The organism is Variovorax sp. FW301-JW7, assembly GCF_058788795.1.
Window position 1 is genome coordinate 1 of sequence record NZ_JBYTBC010000015.1, and the last position, 20,960, is coordinate 20,960.

Here is a 20,960-nt window from a genome sequence, read left to right on the forward strand (position 1 = left end):
TACTACATCGACTACCGCAACCTGCGCCCGAAGTTCGTCGAGACCTTCCTGGCCAAGCTGGCCAACTGGGACTTCGCGGCCAAGAACTTCGGCTGAAGCCCGCGCTTTCGGCATGAAGAAAAAGCCGGCCTGCGGGCCGGCTTTTTCATGGGCGCGCCGTCACCATCCAGTCGATCCAGCGCGCCACGTACGCCTGGTCGAGGTCGAAGTAGTGGGTGTGGGCGCCCAGGCCGAGGCAGGCCTCGTGCTCGGCCGCGACGCACCAGGCCGGCGGCGTCGTCACCGGCTCGTAGGGCTTGTCGTCCTCGCCCCAGAGCCAGCGCCCGACGTAGTCGCCCGCCGTGTAGAGGTTGACCCAGCGGGCCACGCCGACCTGGGCCGCGCTCGGCCCGCCGCCGTTCGCGTCTTCCGCCGTCACCCAGCCGTAGAGGTGCGGAAAGCGCGCCGCATACAGCTGGCGCAGCGGGCAACCGGCGGTGAGCAGCAGGAGGCGGCTCTTGTTGAGCGCCGCCCAAAGGTCGGTCACCCGCGCATCGACCTGTTGTGCGGCGCGGAACTGCAGGTAGCGCAGCAGCTCGGTCGAGATCACCGTGCCCTGGCTGTGGGCCACGATCACGATGCGGTCGTAGCCCTGCGCCGCCACGTGCTCCAGCAGCGACACGTAGCGCGAGAAGATGCGCGCGCGCGGGATGGCGCGGCGCGGAAACTCGCGGAAGTGGCCGTCGACGTCCAGCGCCACGTCGAGCGGCATGCGCAGGCCCGGCACGGTGCGCGTGAGAAAACCGCCAAGCAGCGAGATGGCGGCGGCGAGGGTGGCGGCGCTGAAGATCAGTGGCTTGAGGAAAACCCTTGAAAATTCGGCCAGCGCGCGACTCCATTCGTCCATCGTGTCTCCGAAGGCAATGCCCAATTGGGCGAACACCAGCAGGACGGCGACCGTGCAGGCAGCCAGAACGCTGAGTCCGGTCAGCCAGGCAACAAAGCAGTCGAGTCGCCTGTAGCCCTGCCCCAACCAATAGCCCTGGCGCTGCGAAGTCCCGAAGCTCACCTTGGCTTCGGCGAGCAGGCTCGGCAGCAACGCCGCGACAAGGTAGAGCAACAACGACAACGTCAGGGCAGCCACCAACGCGAATGTCTCCGTGCTTCTTTCATAGCGGGTGTGCAAGAAGCCTGCGCCGTCGATCCAGCACATGTTCTTCTTGTCGAACCAGAACGGCAGGTAATCGATATGCCTTGCCCCGAGTTCCACGAGGTTCGTCAACACAGCCCAGAACACCATCGACAACGCGACGAATGCCGCCACCGACACGAACAACCCCAGCCGCCCCGTTGCCACGCTGGCATGTGCTGCGGCATCCTTTCCAGGCGCCATCCACCCCGCAACCAGCCAGGCGACAAGCAGCGCGCCGGCGCCAGCCCACCAGAGCACGATGCCCAGGAGCAGGTACTCGACCACTTGCATGCCGGCCCGAACCCAGTGGCGCAAATCGTCTGCGCCGCCCGCCGCCGACGCATTGTTCGCCACCTGAATCAGCAATGCCGCCGCAGTGACCCCCATCAGGCCGAGCCCCCAGGTGCGTGCCGCAGGAAAGCGGTCCCGCGCGATGCGCAAGGCACGGTCGGCCAGTGCCGCCATCAGCGCCAGCCACGTCAGGCCAACCACCCAATGCGCGGGCACCTGCGTCCACAGGAACCACATCGCCAAGAGGGCGTACAGGCCCACCACCATCCGGCCGGACACACCGGAACGCCCCCGGTAGCCGTACGCCCACAGCCCCGCCGCCGGAATGATCACCGCCAGCACCCGGCGCACCAGCTCGACGTGTGGCAGCTCCTGCGGCCACAGCTCGGCTTGCACCAAGCTCCCGAGCCCCGCGATCACCAACCCGACCAGCAGCAGCTGCAGGAAGATGTTGGCCAGCAGGTTCGCAAAGGCCCAGTCGAGCGCGGTCTGCAGCTTCGCCAGGCAGGCCCAGCGCCGTGCGCCCGGAGGTCTGGGCTTCATGTTCACACCCGCCGCCTCGGCGGCCCGGTCCACCGCGTCGCGGCCCAGCTGCGAGAGGCGAAACACGATGGTGAAGAGCTCCGCGACGATGCGCGCCACCGAGCCCGGCAGGCGCGACAGGTCGGCCCAGTACATCTCGTGCACGTCGATGCGCTGCTGCACCGGCTGCCCGTTCGCATCGGTGGCGTCGCGCGTCATGCGCACGCGCGTGGCCTCGTAGGCCTCGTGGTCAGGCTCGGCGCGCTGCGACTTGAACAGCAGGTAGTCGCTGAAGGCGATGTCGGGGTTGCTCTTCTTCAGCTCGCGCGGCGTGAGCAGCCCGTGCCCCTTGGCGGCGCGCACCACGCCCGCGTCGTCGGCCTCGGCGGTCGAGATCCAGTCGTCGGCGCTGAAGTCCGAGGTCTTCGACTGCCGCATGGCCTTGCGCACGGGCGGCACGTAGGCCTTCTGCGCGGCGGCGCCTTCGGTGGCGGCCTTCTCGTTCTTGTCCTGATGCCCGGTGCGCTGCTGCACCATCGAGGTCAGCGGCGGCACCGGCAACAGGTGGCTGTCGCAGTCGGCCTGGCGGTAGGTGGCGTCGGGGCTGGGGTGGTTGAGCATCAGCGAGGCGATGGCGCGGGCCGTGTCGCCGGCCTTCTGGTCGGCCACGCCGTGGATGGCGATGACCGCGACGCGCTCGGGGCGCGCGGGTGATTCAGGCGTTGACTGCTCGGGCGGCGGTGCGCGCATGTGGTGACTCCTCCATGCCAGGCCGGTGCATGGCAGGAGGGATTGTCCGCAGCGCGTCGCCCTTGGCTTCCCCCAAACGGGGGATGCCGGATGGACAGGGGCAGCTCAGACGTTGATGAGGTTCAGGATGTTCCCGTCCGGGTCCTTGAACCACGCGACCTTCATGTCGCCCATGACGTGGATGTCGCCCGCGAGCGTGGTGCCGGGCATGTCGTAGTGCTCGAAGCGCACGCCCTTGGCCTTGAGCGCGGCCACGAGGCGCTCGATGTCGCCGTCGACCGACCAGGTCACGGCCGTGGCCTGGTTGGTGCCCGCGAAGGCCGAGCGGTAGACATTGAGCCGCGTGTTGCCGCTGCGGTAGACGATGACCTCGTCGCCTTCGGCATCGACCTGCGCCAGGCCGAGCGTGTCTTCGTAGAAGCGTCGGGCCACGGCGAGGTCTTTCACCGCCAGGTTGGCCACTGCATTGATGTGTCCGAGCATGGGAGCCTCCCGCAAAGAGGAAGGGCGCCCGGAAGCCGCCGAGCGCCGGGCGAGCCAGAAATACTCAACCATTTGGTGGAGTATTCGACTCGCCTCACGGCATGTCAAGGCGTCCGAAAGTACGCACCGCCCCCGCGTTCTGCCCCCGCCAGCCGAGACGAGGGCCATCGCGAACCGCGAAAACCCTGCATCGGCACTTCCGGCAGACTGCATCCCCCCTGCCCCCCAGAACGAGACAATGCACCCCATGACCCCATCGAACTTCCTCCGTCCGCTGGCCTTCGCGCTGGCCTTCACCGCCGTGGCGGCCACCGCCCCGGCCCACGCCCAGACCGCCGCCTACCCCGCCAAGCCCATTCGCATGGTCGTCCCCTTCCCGCCCGGCGGCGGCACCGACATCCTGGCGCGCCTGGTCGCGCAGAAGCTCACCGAGGCCAACCACTGGACCGTGGTGCCCGACAACCGCGCGGGCGCCGGCGGCACCATCGGCATCGCCGAGGCCGCGCGCGCCGCGCCCACGGGCTACGACATCGTGATGGGCCAGAAGGACAACATGGTCGTCGCGCCCTGGCTCTACAAGAGCCTGAGCTACAACCCGGTGAAGGACCTCACGGCCGTGGCCCACGTGGCCTACACGCCCGTGGTGATCGTCACGCAGGCCAACTCCAAGTTCAAGACGCTGGACGACGTGGTGAAGGCCGCGCGCGCCGCGCCCGACACCGTCACCTACGGCTCGCCGGGCAACGGCACCACCATCCATCTGGCCGGCGAGATCTTCAACGGCGCCGCCAAGATCAAGATGCGCCACGTGCCCTACAAGGGCTCCAACGCGGCCATGATGGACGTGCTCGCGGGCAACGTCGACCTGATGGTGTCGTCGGTGCCCTCGGCCATGGCGCAGATCAAGGCCGGCAAGCTGCGCCCGCTGGCCGTCACCTCCGCCAAGCGCAGCACCTCACTGCCCGACACGCCCACCGTGGCCGAACTGGGCTACAAGGACTTCGACGTGAGCACCTGGTACGGCGTCTTCGTGCCGGCCGGCACGCCCAAGGACGTCGTCGCCACGCTGAATGCGGCAGTCAACAAGCTGCTGGCCACGCCCGAGATGAAGGCGGCCATCATCGCCCAGGGCGCGGAGCCGCAGAGCATGACGCCGGAGCAGTTCGGTGCGCTGCTGAAGACGGACTACGAGAAGTGGAAGGGGATCGTGCAGGCCTCGGGGGCGACGATCGAGTAAACGCAAGCCCCACCATGGGGCTTTGCTCCCTCTCCCCTTGGGGAGAGGGTTGGGGTGAGGGCTGACGGCGATGGCGAAGGCCTTGCGCGTGCGAAGGCTGCTGCCCTCACCCTAGCCCTCTCCCCGAGGGGAGAGGGAACAAGTCAAGAAACGCCGCGCGCTCAGTCCGGCACGAACTTCGTATTGAAGATCTCCACGTCCGCCGCCTCCTCGAACGTCGCCACCTGCCCCATCTTCCCGTCGCTCATGCGGCAGGCCGAGAACAGGCTGTAGCGGCCCTTGAAATAGAACTCGTCCATCACGATCAGCGCGTACGGGTACGGCACGAACACCTGGTGCTCGAAGACGATGCGGTGCACGTTCCTCGGTGACGGGAAGAGCTTGTATTCGACGGTGTCGATGGACTTTGCGGTGGCCATGATGTGGTCGTCGCGTTCAGGCCGGGTCGCGCACGTCGGCCACGGGGTTGCTGCCGAAGTCCGCGCGCGCCAGGTAGGCGAGCACCTTGGCCGCGGCGCTTTGGGGGCTGTCGAGCCGGCCTTCTTCCTTCATGCTCACGAAACGCGTGCGGTCCGGGAACTGTTCGGCCGAAGCGCCGCGCAGTTGCACCTGCATGTCGGTGTCGATGATGCCGGGCGCCAGCGACACGATGCGCGCGCCGTTCGGCGCATGCACCTCTTCGAGCGCCACGGCGCGCGAGAAATGGTCCATGCCGGCCTTGGCCGCGCAGTACGGCGCCTGGCTGCCCAGGGCGTTGCGGCCCAGGCCCGACGAGATGTTCAGCACCTTGCGCGCGCCGCGCCATTCGCGCGTGCCGCCGAGGAAAGCGGCCGTGAGCAGCATCGGCGCCTCGAGCCCGATGCGCAGGGCCTGCGCCAGCTCGGCCGGCACGGCGCGCGACAGCGGCGCGGGGTTGCCGACGGTGCCGGCGTTGTTGATGAGCGTGACGCTGTCGAAGCGCTGGCCGTCCAGCGTGCGCAGCCAGTCCGACAGGCGCGCCGCGACGGCGACCGGGTCGGACAGGTCCTGCTCCCATTGCGTCAGTTCAGCGCCGCTGGCCTTGGGGGCTTCGGCCAGTTCGGGCGAGGGCTTGCGCGCGATGCCGAGCACCGTGTGGCCGGCCTGCAGCAGCTGTTCGGCCATGGCACGGCCCAAGCCGCGCGAGGCGCCGGTGATGACGGTGAGGTGGGAAGAGGCGGAGGTGGTCATGGTGGTGTGGAGGCAGGAGAAGGCCGCAAGGCTAAGGGATATCGAAAGGCCGCGCGCGTCAGCCGGTACGGAACTGGGCGCGCAGGAAGTTGCGGTGGCGGGCGATGTGCTGCAGCTGCGCAGGCGCGATGGAGCCGCCGAAATCGACCTCGTCCGCGCCATTGAGCACCGCGTTGGCGTTCGCCATGGCGCGCGCCACGACCTCTTCCTCGCTCACGCCGAGCTGCGCCGCCAGGTCGAGCGCGACGCGGCGCATGGCGCGCTGCGACAGCATCCACATCGCGCCGAAGCGGTCCCAGGCCAGCGCGGCTTCTTCGGACTTCTCGCGGTCGGCCAGGATGTCCTTGAGCGGGCGCGCCAGGATCTCGTTGAGCGCGTCGATCTGTTCGCCCAAGGCCTCGGCGCGGTCGATGGCTTCTTCCAGCGTCGGGCCGTCGTCTTCCTCGTTGCGGGCCTGCGTGGCCTGTTGCTGCTGCGGCGGCAGAAAGCTCGCCTGGGCGTCGGCGGGAACGATCTGCAGGTGGTCGGAGAGGGCCATGTTTTTATCTTTCAGTTCGAAGTACTGTTGTTCTTGCGGCTGGACATCGCGGTGGCGCGCAGGCCCGGCAGGTCGAGCACGCGCAGGCCACCGTACTCCACGCGGATCAGCCCCTGCGCCGACAGCGCATTGAGCGCCTCGTTCACGCGCTGGCGCGACAGGCCGACAAGGTACGCCAGTTCCTGCTGCGTGATGCGCAAGACCTCGCCCACGCCGGGGTACAGCACCGGGTTGAACAGCGACACCAGGTTGCGCGCCACGCGCGCGTCGGGGTTGTTGAGGCGGTCGATCTCCAGCGCCGCGATGAACTGGCCCAGCCGCTCGTTGAGCTGGTTCATCACGAAGCGGTTGAAGCCGATGGAGTGGTCGAGCAGCCAGTGGAAGCTCTCGATCGGCAGCCCCGCCACGAGGCTGCGGCGCAGCGCCTGGATGTTGTAGCGGTAGGGCTCGCGCTTCATCACCGTGCCCTCGCCGAACCAGCCACCGGGCGGCACGCCGGTGTAGGTGACCGAGCCGCCGTCGGCGTTGTCGTTGCTCATCTTCAGCAGGCCCTCGACCACGCCGAACCAGTAGGTGGGCGAACGCCCGACGCGGCACACCAGGTCGCCGGGCTCGGCCTCGCCCACCACGAGCGTGGCCTCGGCGCGGCGGCGCTCGGCGGGCGTGAGCGTGGGCAGCCACGGAATACCGTCGAGTTCAGCGGCATTGGCAGGGCGCACACGGTCCTTGATGGAACCGCCGAGCACGTTCTGTGGGTTGAGGTTGCCAGGAGGCATCGGGAAACTCCGGGGAGTAGTGTCCCTAGGATTGTCGTTGGAACGACAACCGGGCGTCAAAGTGGGACCTACGATCCGGCCACTGTGCAAACCACCGCCCCCACCTTCCCCCGTCTGCTGCTCGCGCATGCCGAGGCCCGTCCCGAGGCTCCCGCCGTGCGCGAAAAAGACCTTGGCATCTGGCAAACCTGGACCTGGAACGCCGTGGCGCAGGAAGTGCGCGAGATGGCCTGCGGTCTGGCAAGCCTTGGCTTCAAGGCCTTCGACAACCTCGCGATCGTCGGTGCCAACCGGCCGCACCTGTACATGGCGGTGCTCGCCGCGCAAAGCCTGCGCGGCGTGCCCGTGCCCCTGTACCAGGACGCGGTCGCCAGCGAGATGGTCTTCATGCTGAACGACGCGGGCATCGAGTTCGTGATCGTCGAAGACCAGGAGCAGGTCGACAAGCTGCTCGAGTGCCGCGAGCTGCAGCAAGGGCAGGAGGGCCAAGAGGGCCGGCCATCGGGCATCCGCCACATCATCTACGACGACCCCAAGGGCCTGCGCCACTACGACCAGCCGGGGCTCATGAGCTACGAGCAGCTGCGCGAGCTGGGCCGGGCCTTCGACAAGGCCAACGCCGGCTACTACGACCGCGCCGTGGCCAGCGGCGAGGCCACCGACGTCGGCGTGATCCTCTACACCTCGGGCACCACCGGCCGCCCCAAGGGCGTGTGCCAGACGCACGCCAGCTTCATCGCGGCAGGGCGCGGCGGCGTCGAGACCGACAAGCTCGGCCCCGGCGACAACATCATGAGCTACCTGCCGATGGCGTGGGTGGGCGACCACCTGTTCTCGGTGGCGCAGTGGCTGGTGGGCGGCTTCACGCTCAACTGCCCCGAGTCGGCCGAGACGGTGATGAACGACATGCGCGAGATCGGCCCGAGCTACTACTTCGGCCCGCCGCGCACCTTCGAAGGCCTGCTCACGGCCGTGTCGATCCGCATGGAAGACGCGGCCGCACCCAAGCGCTGGCTCTATGCGAAGTTCATGGCGCTGGCGCAGCGCGTGGGCGCCGACATCCTGAACGGCGCACCGGTGAGCACCGGCGACCGCGTCATGTACAGCCTGGGCAACCTGCTCATCTACGGCCCGCTGCGCAACGTGCTGGGCATGAGCCGCATCCGCGTGGCCTACACGGCCGGCGCGGCCATCGGGCCCGACCTGTTCCGCTTCTACCGCTCCATCGGCGTGAACCTCAAGCAGTTCTACGGCCAGACCGAGACCTGCGCCTATGTGTGCCTGCAGCAGGACGGCAAGGTCAAGCTGCAGACCGTGGGCACGGCGGCGCCGGGCATCGAGCTGAAGATCGCCGACGACGGCGAGGTGCTGGTGCGCGGCGTGTCGGTGCTCAAGGAGTACTACAAGCGCCCCGACGCCACCGCCGAGGTGCTCGACGCCAACGGCTACTTCCACACCGGCGACGCCGGCGTGCTCGACAGCGAAGGCCACCTGCGCATCATCGACCGCGCCAAGGACGTGGGCCGGCTCGTGGGCGGCGCGATCTTTGCGCCCAACTACATCGAGAACAAGCTCAAGTTCTTCCCGCAGATCAAGGAGGCCGTGTGCTTCGGCAACGGCCGCGACGAGGTCTGTGCCTTCGTCAACATCGACTTCGAGGCGGTCGGCAACTGGGCCGAGCGCCGCGGCCTGGCCTACGGCGGCTATGTGGACCTGGCCGGCAAGCCCGAGGTGCTGACGCTGGTGGCCGAGTGCATCGCCAAGGTCAACGCCGACCTCGCAGCCGAGGACGGCATGGGCGAGACACAGATCGCGCGCTTCCTCGTGCTGCACAAAGAACTCGACCCCGACGACGACGAGCTGACCCGCACGCGCAAGGTGCGCCGCGGCTTCATCGCCGAGAAATACGCCGTGCTGGTCGATGCGCTGTACGGCGGCAAGACCGCCCAGTACATCGAGACCCAGGTCAAGTTCGAGGACGGACGCACGGGGGTTGTCAGCGCCACGCTGAAGATCAACGACGCCAAGACCTTCCCCATCGTGAAGGCCGCTGCATGAGCAACCGAAAGATTGGCGACGTCATCCTCGACGTCCAGAACATCAGCCTGAGCTTCGGCGGCGTGAAGGCGCTGACCGACATCAGCTTCAACGTGCGCGAGCACGAGGTGCGGGCCATCATCGGCCCCAACGGCGCGGGCAAGAGCTCGATGCTGAACTGCATCAACGGCGTGTACTGGCCGCAGCAGGGCTCCATCACCTTCCGCGGCCAGACCTTCAAGCACATGAACTCGCGCCAGGTGGCCGAGATGGGCGTGGCGCGCACCTTCCAGAACCTGGCGCTGTTCAAGGGCATGAGCGTGCTCGACAACATCATGACCGGGCGCAACCTCAAGATGAAGAGCGGCCTGTTCGCACAGGCGCTGCGCTGGGGCCCGGCCGAACGCGAGGAGCTGCAGCACCGCGAGTTCGTCGAGCACATCATCGACTTCCTGGAAATCCAGGCACACCGCAAGACGCCGGTGGGCCGCCTGCCCTACGGCCTGCAAAAGCGCGTCGACCTCGGCCGCGCGCTGGCGATGGAGCCGCAGGTGCTGCTGCTGGACGAACCCATGGCCGGCATGAACGTGGAAGAGAAGCAGGACATGAGCCGCTTCATCCTCGACGTGAACGACGAGTTCGGCGCGACCATCGTGCTCATCGAGCACGACATGGGCGTGGTGATGGACATCTCCGACCGCGTGGTGGTGCTGGACTACGGCAAGAAGATCGGCGACGGCACGCCGGATGAAGTTCGGAACAACGAAGACGTGATCCGGGCGTACCTCGGCGTGGAGCATTGACCATGGGATTTTTCCTCGAAACCCTTTTCGGCGGCCTCATGGTCGGCATGCTGTATTCGCTGATCGCGATCGGCTTCGTGCTGATCTACAAGGCCTCGGGCGTCTTCAACTTCGCGCAGGGCGCGATGGTGCTGTTCGCGGCGCTGGCCATGGCGCGCTTCGCCGAGTGGTTCCCGCAGTGGTTCGGCTTCCAGAGCCAGATCCTCGCGAACATCCTGGCCTTCATCGCGGCCATGGCCGTGATGATCGTGGTGGCCTGGCTCATCGAACGGCTGGCGCTGAGCAAGCTGGTGAACCAGGAAGGCATCACGCTGCTGATGGCCACGCTGGGCATCGCCTACTTCCTGGACGGCGTGGGCCAGACGATCTTCGGCAACGACATCTACAAGATCGATGTCGGCATGCCCAAGGAACCGCTGATGGTGCTGCAGGGCACCTTCGAGGGCGGCCTGCTGCTGAGCCAGGAAGACCTGGTGGCGGCGGCGGTGTCGGCCGCGCTGGTGGTGGTGCTGGCCATCTTCTTCCAGAAGACCGCCACGGGCCGCGCGCTGCGTGCGGTGGCCGACGACCACCAGGCCGCGCAATCGATCGGCATTCCGCTGTCGCGCATCTGGGTGATCGTGTGGTCGGTGGCCGGCTTCTCGGCCCTGGTGGCCGGGATCATCTGGGGCTCCAAGCTCGGCGTGCAGTTCTCGCTCTCGCTGGTGGCGCTGAAGGCGCTGCCGGTGGTGATCCTCGGCGGGCTGACCTCGATCCCCGGCGCCATCATCGGCGGCCTGTTGATCGGTGTCGGCGAGAAGCTGTCTGAAATCTATCTCGGCCCCATGCTCGGTGGCGGCATCGAGATCTGGTTTGCCTATGTTCTTGCACTGGTCTTCCTGCTTGTGCGGCCCCAGGGGTTGTTCGGCGAAAAGATCATCGATCGGGTCTGACATGTTCTACAGAGAAAACGGCCAGTTCAAGTCGAGCTACCGCGCCGACCAACAGATCTTCCCGATCGCGCAGGACCGCCTGGCGATCCTGGTGCTGCTGCTCGTGGCGTTCGTCGTGGTGCCGATGGGCGTGTCCGACTACTGGATGCGCGCCATCCTCACGCCTTTCCTGATCCTGTCGCTGGCGGCGCTGGGCCTCAACATCCTGGTCGGCTACTGCGGCCAGATCTCTCTGGGCACCGGCGCCTTCATGGCGGTGGGCGCGTACGCGGCCTACAACTTCCAGGTGCGCATCGACGGCATGCCGCTCATCGCCTCGCTGCTGCTGGGCGGGCTGTGCGCGACGGTGATCGGCGTGCTGTTCGGCATTCCGAGCCTGCGCATCAAGGGCCTGTACCTGGCGGTGGCCACGCTGGCCGCGCAGTTCTTCACCGACTGGGCCTTCCTGCGCATCCAGTGGTTCACCAACAACTCTTCGTCGGGCTCGGTGAGCGTGGCGGGCCTGAACGTGTTCGGCGTGCCGATCGAGTCGCCGGTGCAGAAGTATCTGTTCTGCCTGATCTTCGTGGTGGTGTTCGCCCTGCTCGCCAAGAACCTGGTGCGCAGCGCCATCGGCCGCGAGTGGATGGCGATGCGCGACATGGACGTGGCCGCCGCGGTGATCGGCATCCGCCCGGTGTACGCCAAGCTCACGGCCTTCGCGGTGAGCAGCTTCATCGTCGGCGTGGCCGGCGCGCTGTGGGGCTTCATCCACCTCGGTGCGTGGGAGCCGGCGGCGTTCAGCATCGACCGCTCGTTCCAGCTGCTGTTCATGGTGATCATCGGCGGGCTGGGCTCGATCATGGGCAGCTTCTTCGGCGCCGCCTTCATCGTGCTGCTGCCGCTCTTCCTGAACCAGCTGCCGGGGTGGCTGGGCTTCTCGATCTCGACCGCATTGGCCTCGCACCTGGAGACCATGATCTTCGGCGCGCTGATCGTGTTCTTCCTGATCGTGGAGCCGCACGGCCTGGCACGGCTGTGGTCCACGGCCAAGGAAAAGCTGCGGCTGTGGCCCTTCCCGCACTGACAGGTTCTTGTTGTTGTTCGTTCGTAAAAACCCGGCACCGAGGTGCCCACAAAAGGAGACAGGCATGACACTGAAATCGCTCGCTCTGACCGCCGCCCTGGTGGCCAGCACCCTCGGCGCGGCCTTCGCGCCTTCGCTCGCGCAGGCGCAGGCCAAGGAACAGTTCTTCCCGCTGCTGGTGTACCGCACCGGCCCCTACGCGCCCAACGGCACGCCGTGGGCCAACGGCAAGCAGGACTACATCAAGCTCGTCAACGCCACCGGCGGCATGAACGGCGTGAAGATCTCGTACGAGGAATGCGAGACCGGCTACGCGACCGACAAGGGCGTGGAGTGCTACGAGCGCCTGAAGGGCCGCCCGGGCGTCGCGCTGTTCGACCCGCAAGCCACCGGCATCACCTTCGCGCTGACCGACAAGGTGCCCACCGACAAGATCCCGCTCATCACGCTGGGCTACGGCCTGTCGGCCTCGCAGGACGGCGGCGTGTTCAAGTGGAACTTCCCGCTCATGGGCTCCTACTGGACCGCGGCCGACATCCTGATCCAGCACATCGGCAAAAAAGAAGGCGGCATGGACAAGCTCAAGGGCAAGAAGATCGCCCTCGTGTACCACGACTCGCCGTTCGGCAAGGAGCCGATCCCGCTGCTGCAGGAGCGCGCCAAGCAGAACGGCTTCGAGCTGTCGCTGATCCCCGTGACCGCACCGGGCGTGGAACAGAAATCGGCCTGGCTGCAGGTGCGCCAGTCGCGTCCCGACTTCGTGCTGCTGTGGGGCTGGGGCGTGATGAACTCCACCGCGCTAAAGGAAGCCGTGGCCACGGGCTACCCGCGCGAGAAGATGTACGGCGTGTGGTGGGCCGGCGCCGAACCCGACGTGAAGGACGTGGGCGCCAACGCCAAGGGCTACAACGCGCTGGCGCTGAACACCTCGGGCACGCAGCCCAAGGTGATCCAGGACATCCTCAAGCAGGTGCACGACAAGGGCCAGGGCACAGGTCCGAAGGACGAAGTGGGCTCGGTGCTCTACACGCGCGGCGTGATCATCCAGATGCTGACCATCGAGGCCGTCAAGCGCGCACAGGAGCGCTTCGGCAAGGGCAAGGTCATGACCGGCGAGCAGGTGCGCTGGGGCATGGAAAACCTCGCGCTCGACCAGAAGAAGCTCGACGCCCTGGGCTTCTCGGGCGTGATGCGTCCGGTGAGCACCTCGTGCCAGGACCACATGGGCTCGACCTGGGCGCGCGTGCACACCTGGGACGGTGCGAAGTGGGGCGGCATGTCGGACTGGTACGAGGCCGACAGCCAGATCATCAAGCCGATGGTGAAGGCCGCTGCCGACAAGTACGCCGGCGAGAAGAAGCTGACACGCCGCGAAGCCGCGGACTGCCAATCCTGATGCACTGAGTGCCGTGGCGGCTCGCAAGAGCCGCCATTCGCAAGGACGGCGATGTGCCGTTCTTGCGAATGCTTCGGACCACACCATGAGCGAACCCAAGATCCTTCTCAACGTCAACGGCATCGAGGTCATCTACAACCACGTGATCCTCGTGCTCAAGGGCGTGTCGCTGACCGTGCCCGAAAGCGGCATCGTGGCACTGCTCGGCGGCAACGGCGCCGGCAAGACGACCACGCTGCGCGCCGTGAGCAACCTGCTCGCGGGCGAACGCGGCGCCGTGACCAAGGGCACCATCGAACTGCGCGGCGAGCGCATCGAGGCGCTGTCGCCGGCCGAGCTGGTCAAGCGCGGGCTGATCCAGGTGATGGAAGGCCGTCACTGCTTCGCCCACCTGACCATCGAAGAGAACCTGATGACCGGCGCCTACACGCGCACCGACGGAAAGGCCGCGGTGCAGGAGACGCTGGAGAAGGTCTACGCGTACTTCCCGCGCCTGAAGACGCGCCGCACCTCGCAGGCGGCCTACACCTCGGGCGGCGAGCAGCAGATGTGCGCCATCGGCCGCGCGCTGATGGCCAACCCGACCATGGTGCTGCTCGACGAGCCCTCGATGGGCCTGGCGCCGCAGATCGTGGAAGAGGTGTTCGAGATCGTCAAAGACCTGAACACCAAGGAAAAAGTGACCTTCCTGCTGGCCGAGCAGAACACCAACATGGCGCTGCGCTACGCCGACTACGGCTACATCCTGGAGAACGGCCGCATCGTGATGGACGGCGAGGCCAAGAGCCTGCGCGAGAACGAGGACGTGAAGGAGTTCTACCTCGGCGTGGGCGGCGCGGACCGCAAGAGCTTCCGCGATGTGAAGAGCTACAAGCGCCGCAAGCGTTGGCTGGCCTGAAGTACCCACCCCAGAGCGACCGAATCGATAGACGAAGGGTACGGACATGAACGACCACTACGACCAACTGGAAATCCGCGACCCCGCCGAACGCGAACGTGACCTGCTGGCCGCGCTGCCCAGGCAGATCGCGCAGGCACAGACTGCAACGTCCGCCTTCACGAAGATCCTCGACGGCGTGAAGCCCGGCGACGTGACCTCGCGCGAAGCCCTCGCGAAGCTGCCCGTCACGCGCAAGTCGGAACTGCTCGAGCTGCAGAAGGCGCGCCGCGCCGACGACCCCTTCGGCGGCTTTGCGTCGATCGTGCGCGGGCCGCGCATGCCGCGCATCTTCGCGAGCCCCGGCACCATCTACGAGCCCGAGGGCGAGGCGCGCGACTACTGGCGCACCGCGCGGGCGCTGCATGCGGCGGGCTTTCGCAGCGGCGAGCTGATCCACAACAGCTTCAGCTACCACATGACGCCGGCCGGCTCCATCATGGAAAGCGGTGCGCACGCCATGGGCTGCACCATCTTCGCGGGCGGCACGGGCCAGACCGAGCAGCAGCTCGAAGCCATCGTCGACCTCAAGCCCGACGGCTACGCGGGCACGCCGAGCTTCCTGAAGATCCTGCTGGAGAAGGCCGAAGAAAAAGGCCAGAAGCTGCCGTGGTTCACCAAGGCGCTGGTGTCCGGCGAGGCCTTTCCGCCCAGCCTGCACGACTGGATCGCCGCGCACGGCGTGCAGGGCATCCAGTGCTACGCCACCGCCGACCTGGGCCTCATCGCGTACGAAACCAGCGCGCGCCAGGGCCTGGTGATCGACGAGGGCGTGCTGGTCGAGATCGTGCGCCCCGGCACCGGCGACCCGGTGCCCGACGGCGAGGTGGGCGAGATCGTCGTCACCACCTTCAACCCCGACTACCCGCTGGTGCGCTTCGGCACCGGCGACCTCTCGGCCGTGCTCGCGGGCACCTGCCCCACGGGCCGCACCAACAAGCGCATCAAGGGCTGGCTCGGCCGCGCCGACCAGACCACCAAGGTGCGCGGCATGTTCGTGCACCCCTCGCAGGTCGCCGAGGTCGTGCGGCGCTTTCCCGAGATCATGCGCGCGCGGCTCGTGGTGTCGGGCGAGATGGGCGACGACCAGATGACCTTCAAGCTCGAATGCGCCGGCGCCCCGGCCGGGCTCGACGCACGCATTGCCGACGCGGTGCGCGAAGTGACCAAGCTGCGCGGCACCATCGAACTGGTGGCGCCGGGCAGCCTGCCGAACGACGGCAAGGTGATCGAGGACGCGCGCAGCTACAAGTAGGGGCGGTACAGGCGGCGCGTAATGAAGCGCGTGAGGAGCACGGTCAGCAAGGGGTAGAGCGGTACGAGCGCGGCCAGCAGGATGACCAGGTCGCCGACACCGGCCATGCTGGTCTGGGACGGCTCCAGCAACCCCAGTCCCGCGAGGATGACGGCAGCGCAGCCCGCCAGCACCAGCACAAAGGCCAGCACCGACGCGGCCACGGCCCGGAAGGGCCGGACCCGTGTGGGGAGCGGGCCACGGCCGATGCCGAGCCACGCGCCCCAGAACGCCAGAGCAAAGACCAACAACGGCGGCGCGACCCAGCTCAGGAAGGGCGCCACGCGGTCCATGGTCCTCATGGCCTCGTGCCACGGGTCCGTGACCATCGCGCACCAAATCTGGATCGACGCGGACACGGCGGCGATCAACAGCGCTACCGTGGCGCGACCCGGCGATGCGCTCGCGGGCGCCACGGCGTTGGCATCGCCCGCATCGAACGACGCGGCCGATGCCTGAGTGCCCTGCCTCAGCGCAAGCCAGGTTGCCAGCCACACGCTCAGCACCAGCATCGCCAGTTGCACCAGCCGACCGCCCGGCATGTAGAGCAACCCCAGCCCGTAGAGCCACGGACTCAGCACGAAGTAGTCCAGCACCCGCACGATGAGATAGGCCCCGGCATGGCGCACACGCGGGCCGCGCAGCTGCGCCAGGCGCGCACCGCCACGCACCTCCAATGCCTGGCGCGCATGGCTCCAGGCCAGTGCCGCCGCCAGCACCCAGGACATTGCGAGGTTGGCCGCCATGCCCGCCCACACGTCCAGGCCATAGCCCTCGTGCCCCGAGCCGGGCCACAACTGCCTGCCGAAGTGGCCCCCCACGATGGCCGCTTCGACCGCCACGGTGATGAGCGCGAAGTCGCGCGGCAGGCGCCCCGCGTTTGCGATGGAAGCGGGAGACGCCATCAGAGCCAGTGAACGGCTACTTCTTGCAGCTGGCCGGCAACGCCTTCTCCTTCAACCCCTCCCCCGCGCTGCAATGCCACGCAATGCCCCGGTCCGTCGACGACGGCTCCATGCGCAGCGTGCCCTGGGGCGTGGCCACCTCCACCACCATGCTGTCCGGGTCGAGCGTGAGGGTCGCGCCGTTGGGCAGGTTACCCGGCAGGCCGACGGCAGCCAGGGTGTCGGGGATCTCGGCCTTTTCTTCATAGTGGCGCGTGAGCGCGTCGCGCACCGGCGCGCCCTGGGCCCAGGCCTGCGCGACGACGGCGCGGGTCTGGTACTCCTGGTAGGCGGGGATGGCCACGGCCGCCAGCACGCCGATGACAGCCACCACGATCAACGCACCGGCCGCGCCGCCGCCGGCCCGGCCGGCATACGGCACGAAGAGCGCGAGCAGGTACGCCACCGGGTTGCGCTCGGGCAGCTTGGCGCCCGGGTCGATGGCGCGCGCGACGCGTTTGGTGAGCCACGGGTAGCCGCCGATGAGTTCGTGGAACGAGCCCCAGAAGCCGCGGTTGCCGGCCGACTGGGCGGCGTAGCGCTGCAGGTTCACGTTGCGCCACTGCTGCGCGCCGGCGGCTAGCGCCACCAGCGCGCGCGGCGCGGAGTCGACCTCGCGGCAGCAGGCGGCGCCGTGCAGGTCGCACGTGTATTCCTTGGCGCGCGCATAGGCCGCGCCCAGCAGCGGCAGCCAGAGCACGGGCGCGCGCCAGATGTGGCCCGTGAGGTGGCCGCGGCGGATGTGGCCCAGCTCGTGGCCCATGTAGAAGTGGATGCCGTCGGGCTGCGCCTCCATGGCGTCGACCACGTCGGACAGCAGCACCACGAAGTTGCGGCCGAAGAAGCGCGTGGCAAAGGCGTTGAACATGCCGTCGCCGTGCAGCAGGTAGGCCTCGGGCGGCTGCGCGATGCCCAGGCGGGTGCAGCAGTCGACGAAGCGCGCGTGCAGTTCGGGCAGCTGCTGGGGCGACAGCTTCACGCCCGTGCCCTTGATCCAGGCGATGACCGCCGACTGCGCGAACACATAGCCGATGAAGCCCAGCAGCACGTAGACGAGCGCGATGCCCAGCGTGCCCACGATGATCAGCGCCCAGGCCAGCAGGCCCAGCACGAGCGTGAGTTTGCCGAGCCAGCGCTCGCGCGGATAGACCCAGGGATCCATTGGTTTCTTCTCCTCGATGCCGCCCGTCGGGCGGGCCTGTTTGTGGTTGTGGTCACCCCGGCGCGGGTGCGCGGGACGGGCGTGATCATGCCCCAGCATGGGGCGAAAACGGTGACATTCCTAAGGGCTATTCGGTATGGGTCAGCCCCCGGTCAGCCGATAAGATCGCGACCCTTTCCATTTAAAAACTCCGTCGGAGACATCATGAAGAAACTGTTCGCCCTCGCGGCGATTGCCGCGGCCGCCTTCGGCGCACACGCCCAGGACTTCCCCGCAGGCAAGCCCGTGACGCTGGTGGTGCCTTTCTCGGCCGGCGGCCCGACCGACCGCGTGGCCCGCGACCTGGCCGAATCGCTGCAGAAGACGCTGGGCACGACGATCATCGTGGACAACACCGCCGGCGCCGGCAGCTCGATCGGCACCGCCAAGGTGGCCCGCGCCAACCCCGACGGCTACACGCTGCTGCTGAACCACATCGGCATGTCGACGATGCCGGCGCTGTACCGCAAGCTGCCGTTCAGCGTCGAGAACGACTTCGAATACCTCGGCATGGTCAATGAAGTGCCCATGACGCTCATCGGCAAGCCCGGCCTGCCCGCCAACAACTACAAGGAACTGGCGACCTGGATCAACGCCAACAAGGGCAAGATCAACCTGGGCAACGCCGGCCTGGGCGCCGCCTCGCACCTGTGCGGCCTGCTGTTCCAGAGCGCACTCAAGGTCGAAATGACGCCCGTGCCGTACAAGGGCACCGCGCCGGCCATCGCCGACCTGCTGGGCGGCCAGATCGACCTGCTGTGCGACCAGACCACCAACACCACGTCGCAGATCGAAGCCAAGAAGGTCAAGGCCTACGCCGTGACCACCGCCAAGCGCCTGACGACGCCCGCGCTGAAGGACCTGCCCACGCTCGACGAGTCGGGCCTGAAGGGCTTCGAAGTGTCGATCTGGCACGGCGTGTACGCCCCCAAGGGCACGCCCGCACCGGTGCTGAAGAAGATCAACGAAGCCATCCGCGCTGCCATGAAGGACCCGGCGTTCATCAAGCGCGAAGAAGGCCTGGGCGCCGTGATCACCACCGACAAGCGCGTCGAGCCGGCCGAACACAAGAAGTTCGTTGCCGCCGAAATCGCCAAGTGGGGCCCGATCATCAAGGCGGCTGGCGTCTACGCTGACTGATCCTTTCGATCTCCCATCGAAAAAGCCGCCGACCCGAAAGGGCCGGCGGCTTTTTTCATGCGGTGACAGCAGGAGAAAGACTCAGGGCGTCGGGACGGTCCACACCTCGAAGTTCTTGCGCACCTCGACCTGGCGTGCGGTGCGCGCCGTGAAGATGAAGCTGCTGACCGACGAGCCCTGCGCGTACTGCCAGGCGTTGCTGCCCACGCTGGTGCAGTGGTTGTCGCTCGGCGAGTTCACGGGCTGGCAGGAGATGACGGCCTTGCGTGCCGAGGTGCGCACGGTCACCGAGTCGGTGAAGCGGTTGTTGTTGGGACCGCGGCCGGCCACCAGGAAGGTGGTCGGGGCGTAGGCGCCGCTGGGCACCGACCAGCCGTCCTGGTTGCCTTCGGCGCTGAAGTCGATGTTGTTGGCGGTGGGGTCGGAGGGCACCGGCGCGCCGAACACGATGCCGCGCGCAACGCCGTCGATCTCCGGCATCAGCTCGGCGCGCAGGGCCGGCGTCATCTCCACGGTCGGCAGCTGCGCGGCCTCGGCCACGGTCGGCACGCGCGCGAAGGTGCGCGCGTACTGCACGGGGTTGGTTCCGCCGGCCGCCAGGAAGAACTCGAACTTCCACACCGTCTGGTCGGGAATGGCACGCAGCTGCGTGTCGTCGAACTGCGGCGATGCGAAGAGGTTGCCGCTCTCGAAATCGGCCGGGTTGCCGGTCTGCGCCGGATCGACGTAGCGACCGGCCATGCGCCAGACCGCCGAACCCAGCTTGTCACCGCTGGCGGTGCCGTCGTTGGTGAGCACCAGGCTGCTCATCCCGGCGCGGGGCAGCAGGACGATCTCGCGGCCCGGCAGCGCGGGCGAGGTGGCCACCACCTTCGAGAAGACCGGGTTGCCGCTGCCGTCGACCACGTTGTCCACCACGAAGTTGTAGCCCGTGGCGTGGTACATGCGGTTCGCGTGCTTGAGGTAGTCCTTCAGCTCCTGGTGCGGACGCACGGCGGCGCGGTAGGTGTTGCTGTTGCCGGTGAGCTTGAGCGCGCCATTCACGATCCTGGCGTTGAAGACGTCGTTGTCGGTGTTGCCCACGCTGTCGGTCCAGCGGTAGGTGAGCGCGACGTCGCCGCCCGGGTGGAAGTATTCGAAGTTGCCGCGGTCGTGCTTCAGGTTCGTCGGGCCGAAACGGAACAGGCTTTCGAAGGGCCGGCGCGGGCCACTCGACGCGCGCCCGATGTGCAGGCCGGCCGCGACGAAGCTGGCCGGGTCGTCGCCCACGAACAGCGTGCGGCAGGCCGGCGCAACCACGTTGGCGGCTTCGCCGAAGGCGTTGCCGTCGGAGCCGATGGTGCTGTCCACGCGCTCGTTCAGCGGCAACGCGTAGCAGGCGTTGAGGCGGTCCAGCAGGTCCTTGACCATCGCCGGCGTGGGCGGCTGCACGAGGGCCGCGGCATCGACCGCGGGCAGCGGCGCGATGGTGCTCTCGCCGGTACGAAAGACGATGGACACGGGCGCGCTCTCTTCGCTCGCGGGCTGCGCCTTGACGGTGATCTCGATGTTCGCGGCCGTGCCGTCGGGACGCACCGACACGTTCAGCGTGTCGAGCACGCGGTCCTGCCCCGTGCCGTTGGCCTGGAAGGTGCCGCTCATCGGGTCGATGTGGGTGTTGAGCGCGTCCAGCAGCGGCTTCAGCGCGGCCACGAGCTTGGCCACCTGGTCGCTGATGGCGCCCGGGGTGACGGCGCCGGCATCGGCCTGCACGGCGGCGGCCAGCTTCGACGGGTCGCCGTTGGGCGACAGCTGCGCCACCACCACGGTGGTCAGCGGCGTGACGTTGGTGGTGCCGGTGGCGGTGCTGGCGGTGGTGCTGTAGAGCGTGAGGTCGTCGCGCACGGCCTGGATCACCAGCGGCGCCTTGGTGCCCGCGGGCAGCACGCAGCTGTAGGTGCCTTCGGCCGGCACGGTCACTTCGCAGACCTTGGCGCCGGTCTGGTCGAACACGGTGAGCGCGGCGCCGGCAAAGGCCGCGCCGGTGGCCACGGTGCCGCTCAACGTGCCGGGCGACTCGGCGGCGGGCGGCGTGCCGCCGTTGCCCGTGCCGACGGGAAACGCGAAACCACCGCCGCCTCCGCCACCCCCACCGCCGCCGCAGGCGCCGAGGATCAACAGGGTGGCAAGGGAGAGGGCGTGGGGAATTCTGGAGGTGGGGTGGGGCATCGTGGGTCTCTCGAAAAGGGAAAGG

The 20,960-nt window shown here is 67.8% G+C and carries 19 protein-coding genes; 10 read left to right on the forward strand and 9 right to left on the reverse strand.

Features of this window, described 5'->3' with window-relative positions; all coding sequences use genetic code 11:
* Nucleotides 1-96: Fe-Mn family superoxide dismutase (locus AC3WQM_RS28565; protein WP_321165240.1), on the forward strand; the 96-nt coding region annotated here is incomplete at its 5' end.
* A 49-nt stretch (nucleotides 97-145) separates the two neighbouring features.
* Here the strand turns inward: AC3WQM_RS28565 and AC3WQM_RS28570 are convergent.
* Nucleotides 146-2,734 carry a hypothetical protein gene (locus AC3WQM_RS28570; RefSeq protein WP_492683391.1) on the reverse strand — a complete coding sequence of 863 codons (2,589 nt, stop codon included), beginning with the start codon at nucleotides 2,732-2,734 and terminating at the stop codon, nucleotides 146-148.
* Between the two features lie 105 nt (nucleotides 2,735-2,839).
* Nucleotides 2,840-3,217, reverse strand: a complete 378-nt coding sequence (locus AC3WQM_RS28575) for a VOC family protein (protein ID WP_492683392.1) — start codon at nucleotides 3,215-3,217, stop codon at nucleotides 2,840-2,842.
* Nucleotides 3,218-3,464: 247 nt separating this feature from the next.
* Between AC3WQM_RS28575 and AC3WQM_RS28580 the strand changes: the two genes are divergently transcribed.
* Nucleotides 3,465-4,454 (forward strand): Bug family tripartite tricarboxylate transporter substrate binding protein, encoded by a 990-nt coding sequence (locus AC3WQM_RS28580; RefSeq protein ID WP_492683393.1) that lies wholly within the window; start codon nucleotides 3,465-3,467, stop codon nucleotides 4,452-4,454.
* Between the two features lie 161 nt (nucleotides 4,455-4,615).
* Here the strand turns inward: AC3WQM_RS28580 and AC3WQM_RS28585 are convergent, their stop codons facing one another.
* The 4 genes from AC3WQM_RS28585 to AC3WQM_RS28600 are packed head-to-tail and all read right to left on the reverse strand — an operon-like array spanning nucleotide 4,616 to nucleotide 6,977.
* Nucleotides 4,616-4,873, reverse strand: a complete 258-nt coding sequence (locus tag AC3WQM_RS28585) for a hypothetical protein (protein ID WP_492683394.1) — start codon at nucleotides 4,871-4,873, stop codon at nucleotides 4,616-4,618.
* Nucleotides 4,874-4,889: 16 nt separating this feature from the next.
* On the reverse strand, nucleotides 4,890-5,663 hold the full coding sequence (locus tag AC3WQM_RS28590) for an SDR family NAD(P)-dependent oxidoreductase (protein WP_492683395.1): 774 nt from the start codon (nucleotides 5,661-5,663) through the stop codon (nucleotides 4,890-4,892).
* A 58-nt stretch (nucleotides 5,664-5,721) separates the two neighbouring features.
* Nucleotides 5,722-6,201 (reverse strand): hypothetical protein, encoded by a 480-nt coding sequence (locus AC3WQM_RS28595; RefSeq protein WP_492683396.1) that lies wholly within the window; start codon nucleotides 6,199-6,201, stop codon nucleotides 5,722-5,724.
* An 11-nt stretch (nucleotides 6,202-6,212) separates the two neighbouring features.
* Nucleotides 6,213-6,977, reverse strand: a complete 765-nt coding sequence (locus tag AC3WQM_RS28600; protein WP_062473884.1) for a Crp/Fnr family transcriptional regulator — start codon at nucleotides 6,975-6,977, stop codon at nucleotides 6,213-6,215.
* A gap of 84 nt (nucleotides 6,978-7,061) precedes the next feature.
* Here AC3WQM_RS28600 and AC3WQM_RS28605 point away from each other — a divergent pair, with 84 nt between their 5' ends.
* The 7 genes from AC3WQM_RS28605 to AC3WQM_RS28635 all read left to right on the forward strand — a co-directional run bounded on the left by AC3WQM_RS28605 (nucleotide 7,062) and on the right by AC3WQM_RS28635 (nucleotide 15,403).
* A complete protein-coding gene (locus tag AC3WQM_RS28605; protein ID WP_492683397.1) occupies nucleotides 7,062-9,035 on the forward strand; it encodes an AMP-dependent synthetase/ligase in 1,974 nt (657 codons plus the stop codon).
* Nucleotides 9,032-9,817: an ABC transporter ATP-binding protein gene (locus AC3WQM_RS28610; RefSeq protein ID WP_062473888.1), complete on the forward strand. Its 786-nt coding sequence runs from the start codon at nucleotides 9,032-9,034 to the stop codon at nucleotides 9,815-9,817. Before AC3WQM_RS28605 ends, AC3WQM_RS28610 begins: the two co-directional genes overlap by 4 nt.
* Nucleotides 9,818-9,819: 2 nt before the next feature.
* A complete protein-coding gene (locus tag AC3WQM_RS28615; protein ID WP_492683398.1) occupies nucleotides 9,820-10,749 on the forward strand; it encodes a branched-chain amino acid ABC transporter permease in 930 nt (309 codons plus the stop codon).
* Between the two features lies 1 nt (nucleotide 10,750).
* Complete coding sequence (locus tag AC3WQM_RS28620; RefSeq protein ID WP_062473892.1) at nucleotides 10,751-11,815, forward strand: branched-chain amino acid ABC transporter permease; 1,065 nt, start codon at nucleotides 10,751-10,753, stop codon at nucleotides 11,813-11,815.
* Between the two features lie 64 nt (nucleotides 11,816-11,879).
* Complete coding sequence (locus tag AC3WQM_RS28625; protein ID WP_489061209.1) at nucleotides 11,880-13,211, forward strand: ABC transporter substrate-binding protein; 1,332 nt, start codon at nucleotides 11,880-11,882, stop codon at nucleotides 13,209-13,211.
* Nucleotides 13,212-13,296: 85 nt separating this feature from the next.
* The gene (locus AC3WQM_RS28630) at nucleotides 13,297-14,109 is read left to right on the forward strand and encodes an ABC transporter ATP-binding protein (protein WP_492683399.1); all 813 of its coding nucleotides are present in this window, start codon (nucleotides 13,297-13,299) and stop codon (nucleotides 14,107-14,109) included.
* A gap of 46 nt (nucleotides 14,110-14,155) precedes the next feature.
* Nucleotides 14,156-15,403: a phenylacetate--CoA ligase family protein gene (locus AC3WQM_RS28635; protein WP_492683400.1), complete on the forward strand. Its 1,248-nt coding sequence runs from the start codon at nucleotides 14,156-14,158 to the stop codon at nucleotides 15,401-15,403.
* On the opposite strand, the gene AC3WQM_RS28640 is transcribed toward AC3WQM_RS28635, so the two are convergent.
* Together AC3WQM_RS28640 and AC3WQM_RS28645 are read right to left on the reverse strand one after the other, a co-directional pair.
* On the reverse strand, nucleotides 15,394-16,347 hold the full coding sequence (locus AC3WQM_RS28640; protein WP_492683401.1) for a hypothetical protein: 954 nt from the start codon (nucleotides 16,345-16,347) through the stop codon (nucleotides 15,394-15,396). The genes AC3WQM_RS28635 and AC3WQM_RS28640 overlap by 10 nt on opposite strands.
* 16 nt (nucleotides 16,348-16,363) lie before the next feature.
* On the reverse strand, nucleotides 16,364-17,548 hold the full coding sequence (locus AC3WQM_RS28645; protein ID WP_492683402.1) for a M48 family metalloprotease: 1,185 nt from the start codon (nucleotides 17,546-17,548) through the stop codon (nucleotides 16,364-16,366).
* A 204-nt stretch (nucleotides 17,549-17,752) separates the two neighbouring features.
* On the opposite strand from AC3WQM_RS28645, the gene AC3WQM_RS28650 reads away from it, so the two are divergent.
* Nucleotides 17,753-18,727 carry a tripartite tricarboxylate transporter substrate-binding protein gene (locus AC3WQM_RS28650; RefSeq protein WP_489061214.1) on the forward strand — a complete coding sequence of 325 codons (975 nt, stop codon included), beginning with the start codon at nucleotides 17,753-17,755 and terminating at the stop codon, nucleotides 18,725-18,727.
* Nucleotides 18,728-18,808: 81 nt separating this feature from the next.
* On the opposite strand, the gene AC3WQM_RS28655 is transcribed toward AC3WQM_RS28650, so the two are convergent.
* Nucleotides 18,809-20,935 carry a carboxypeptidase regulatory-like domain-containing protein gene (locus AC3WQM_RS28655; RefSeq protein WP_492683403.1) on the reverse strand — a complete coding sequence of 709 codons (2,127 nt, stop codon included), beginning with the start codon at nucleotides 20,933-20,935 and terminating at the stop codon, nucleotides 18,809-18,811.
* Nucleotides 20,936-20,960: the final 25 nt, after the last annotated feature.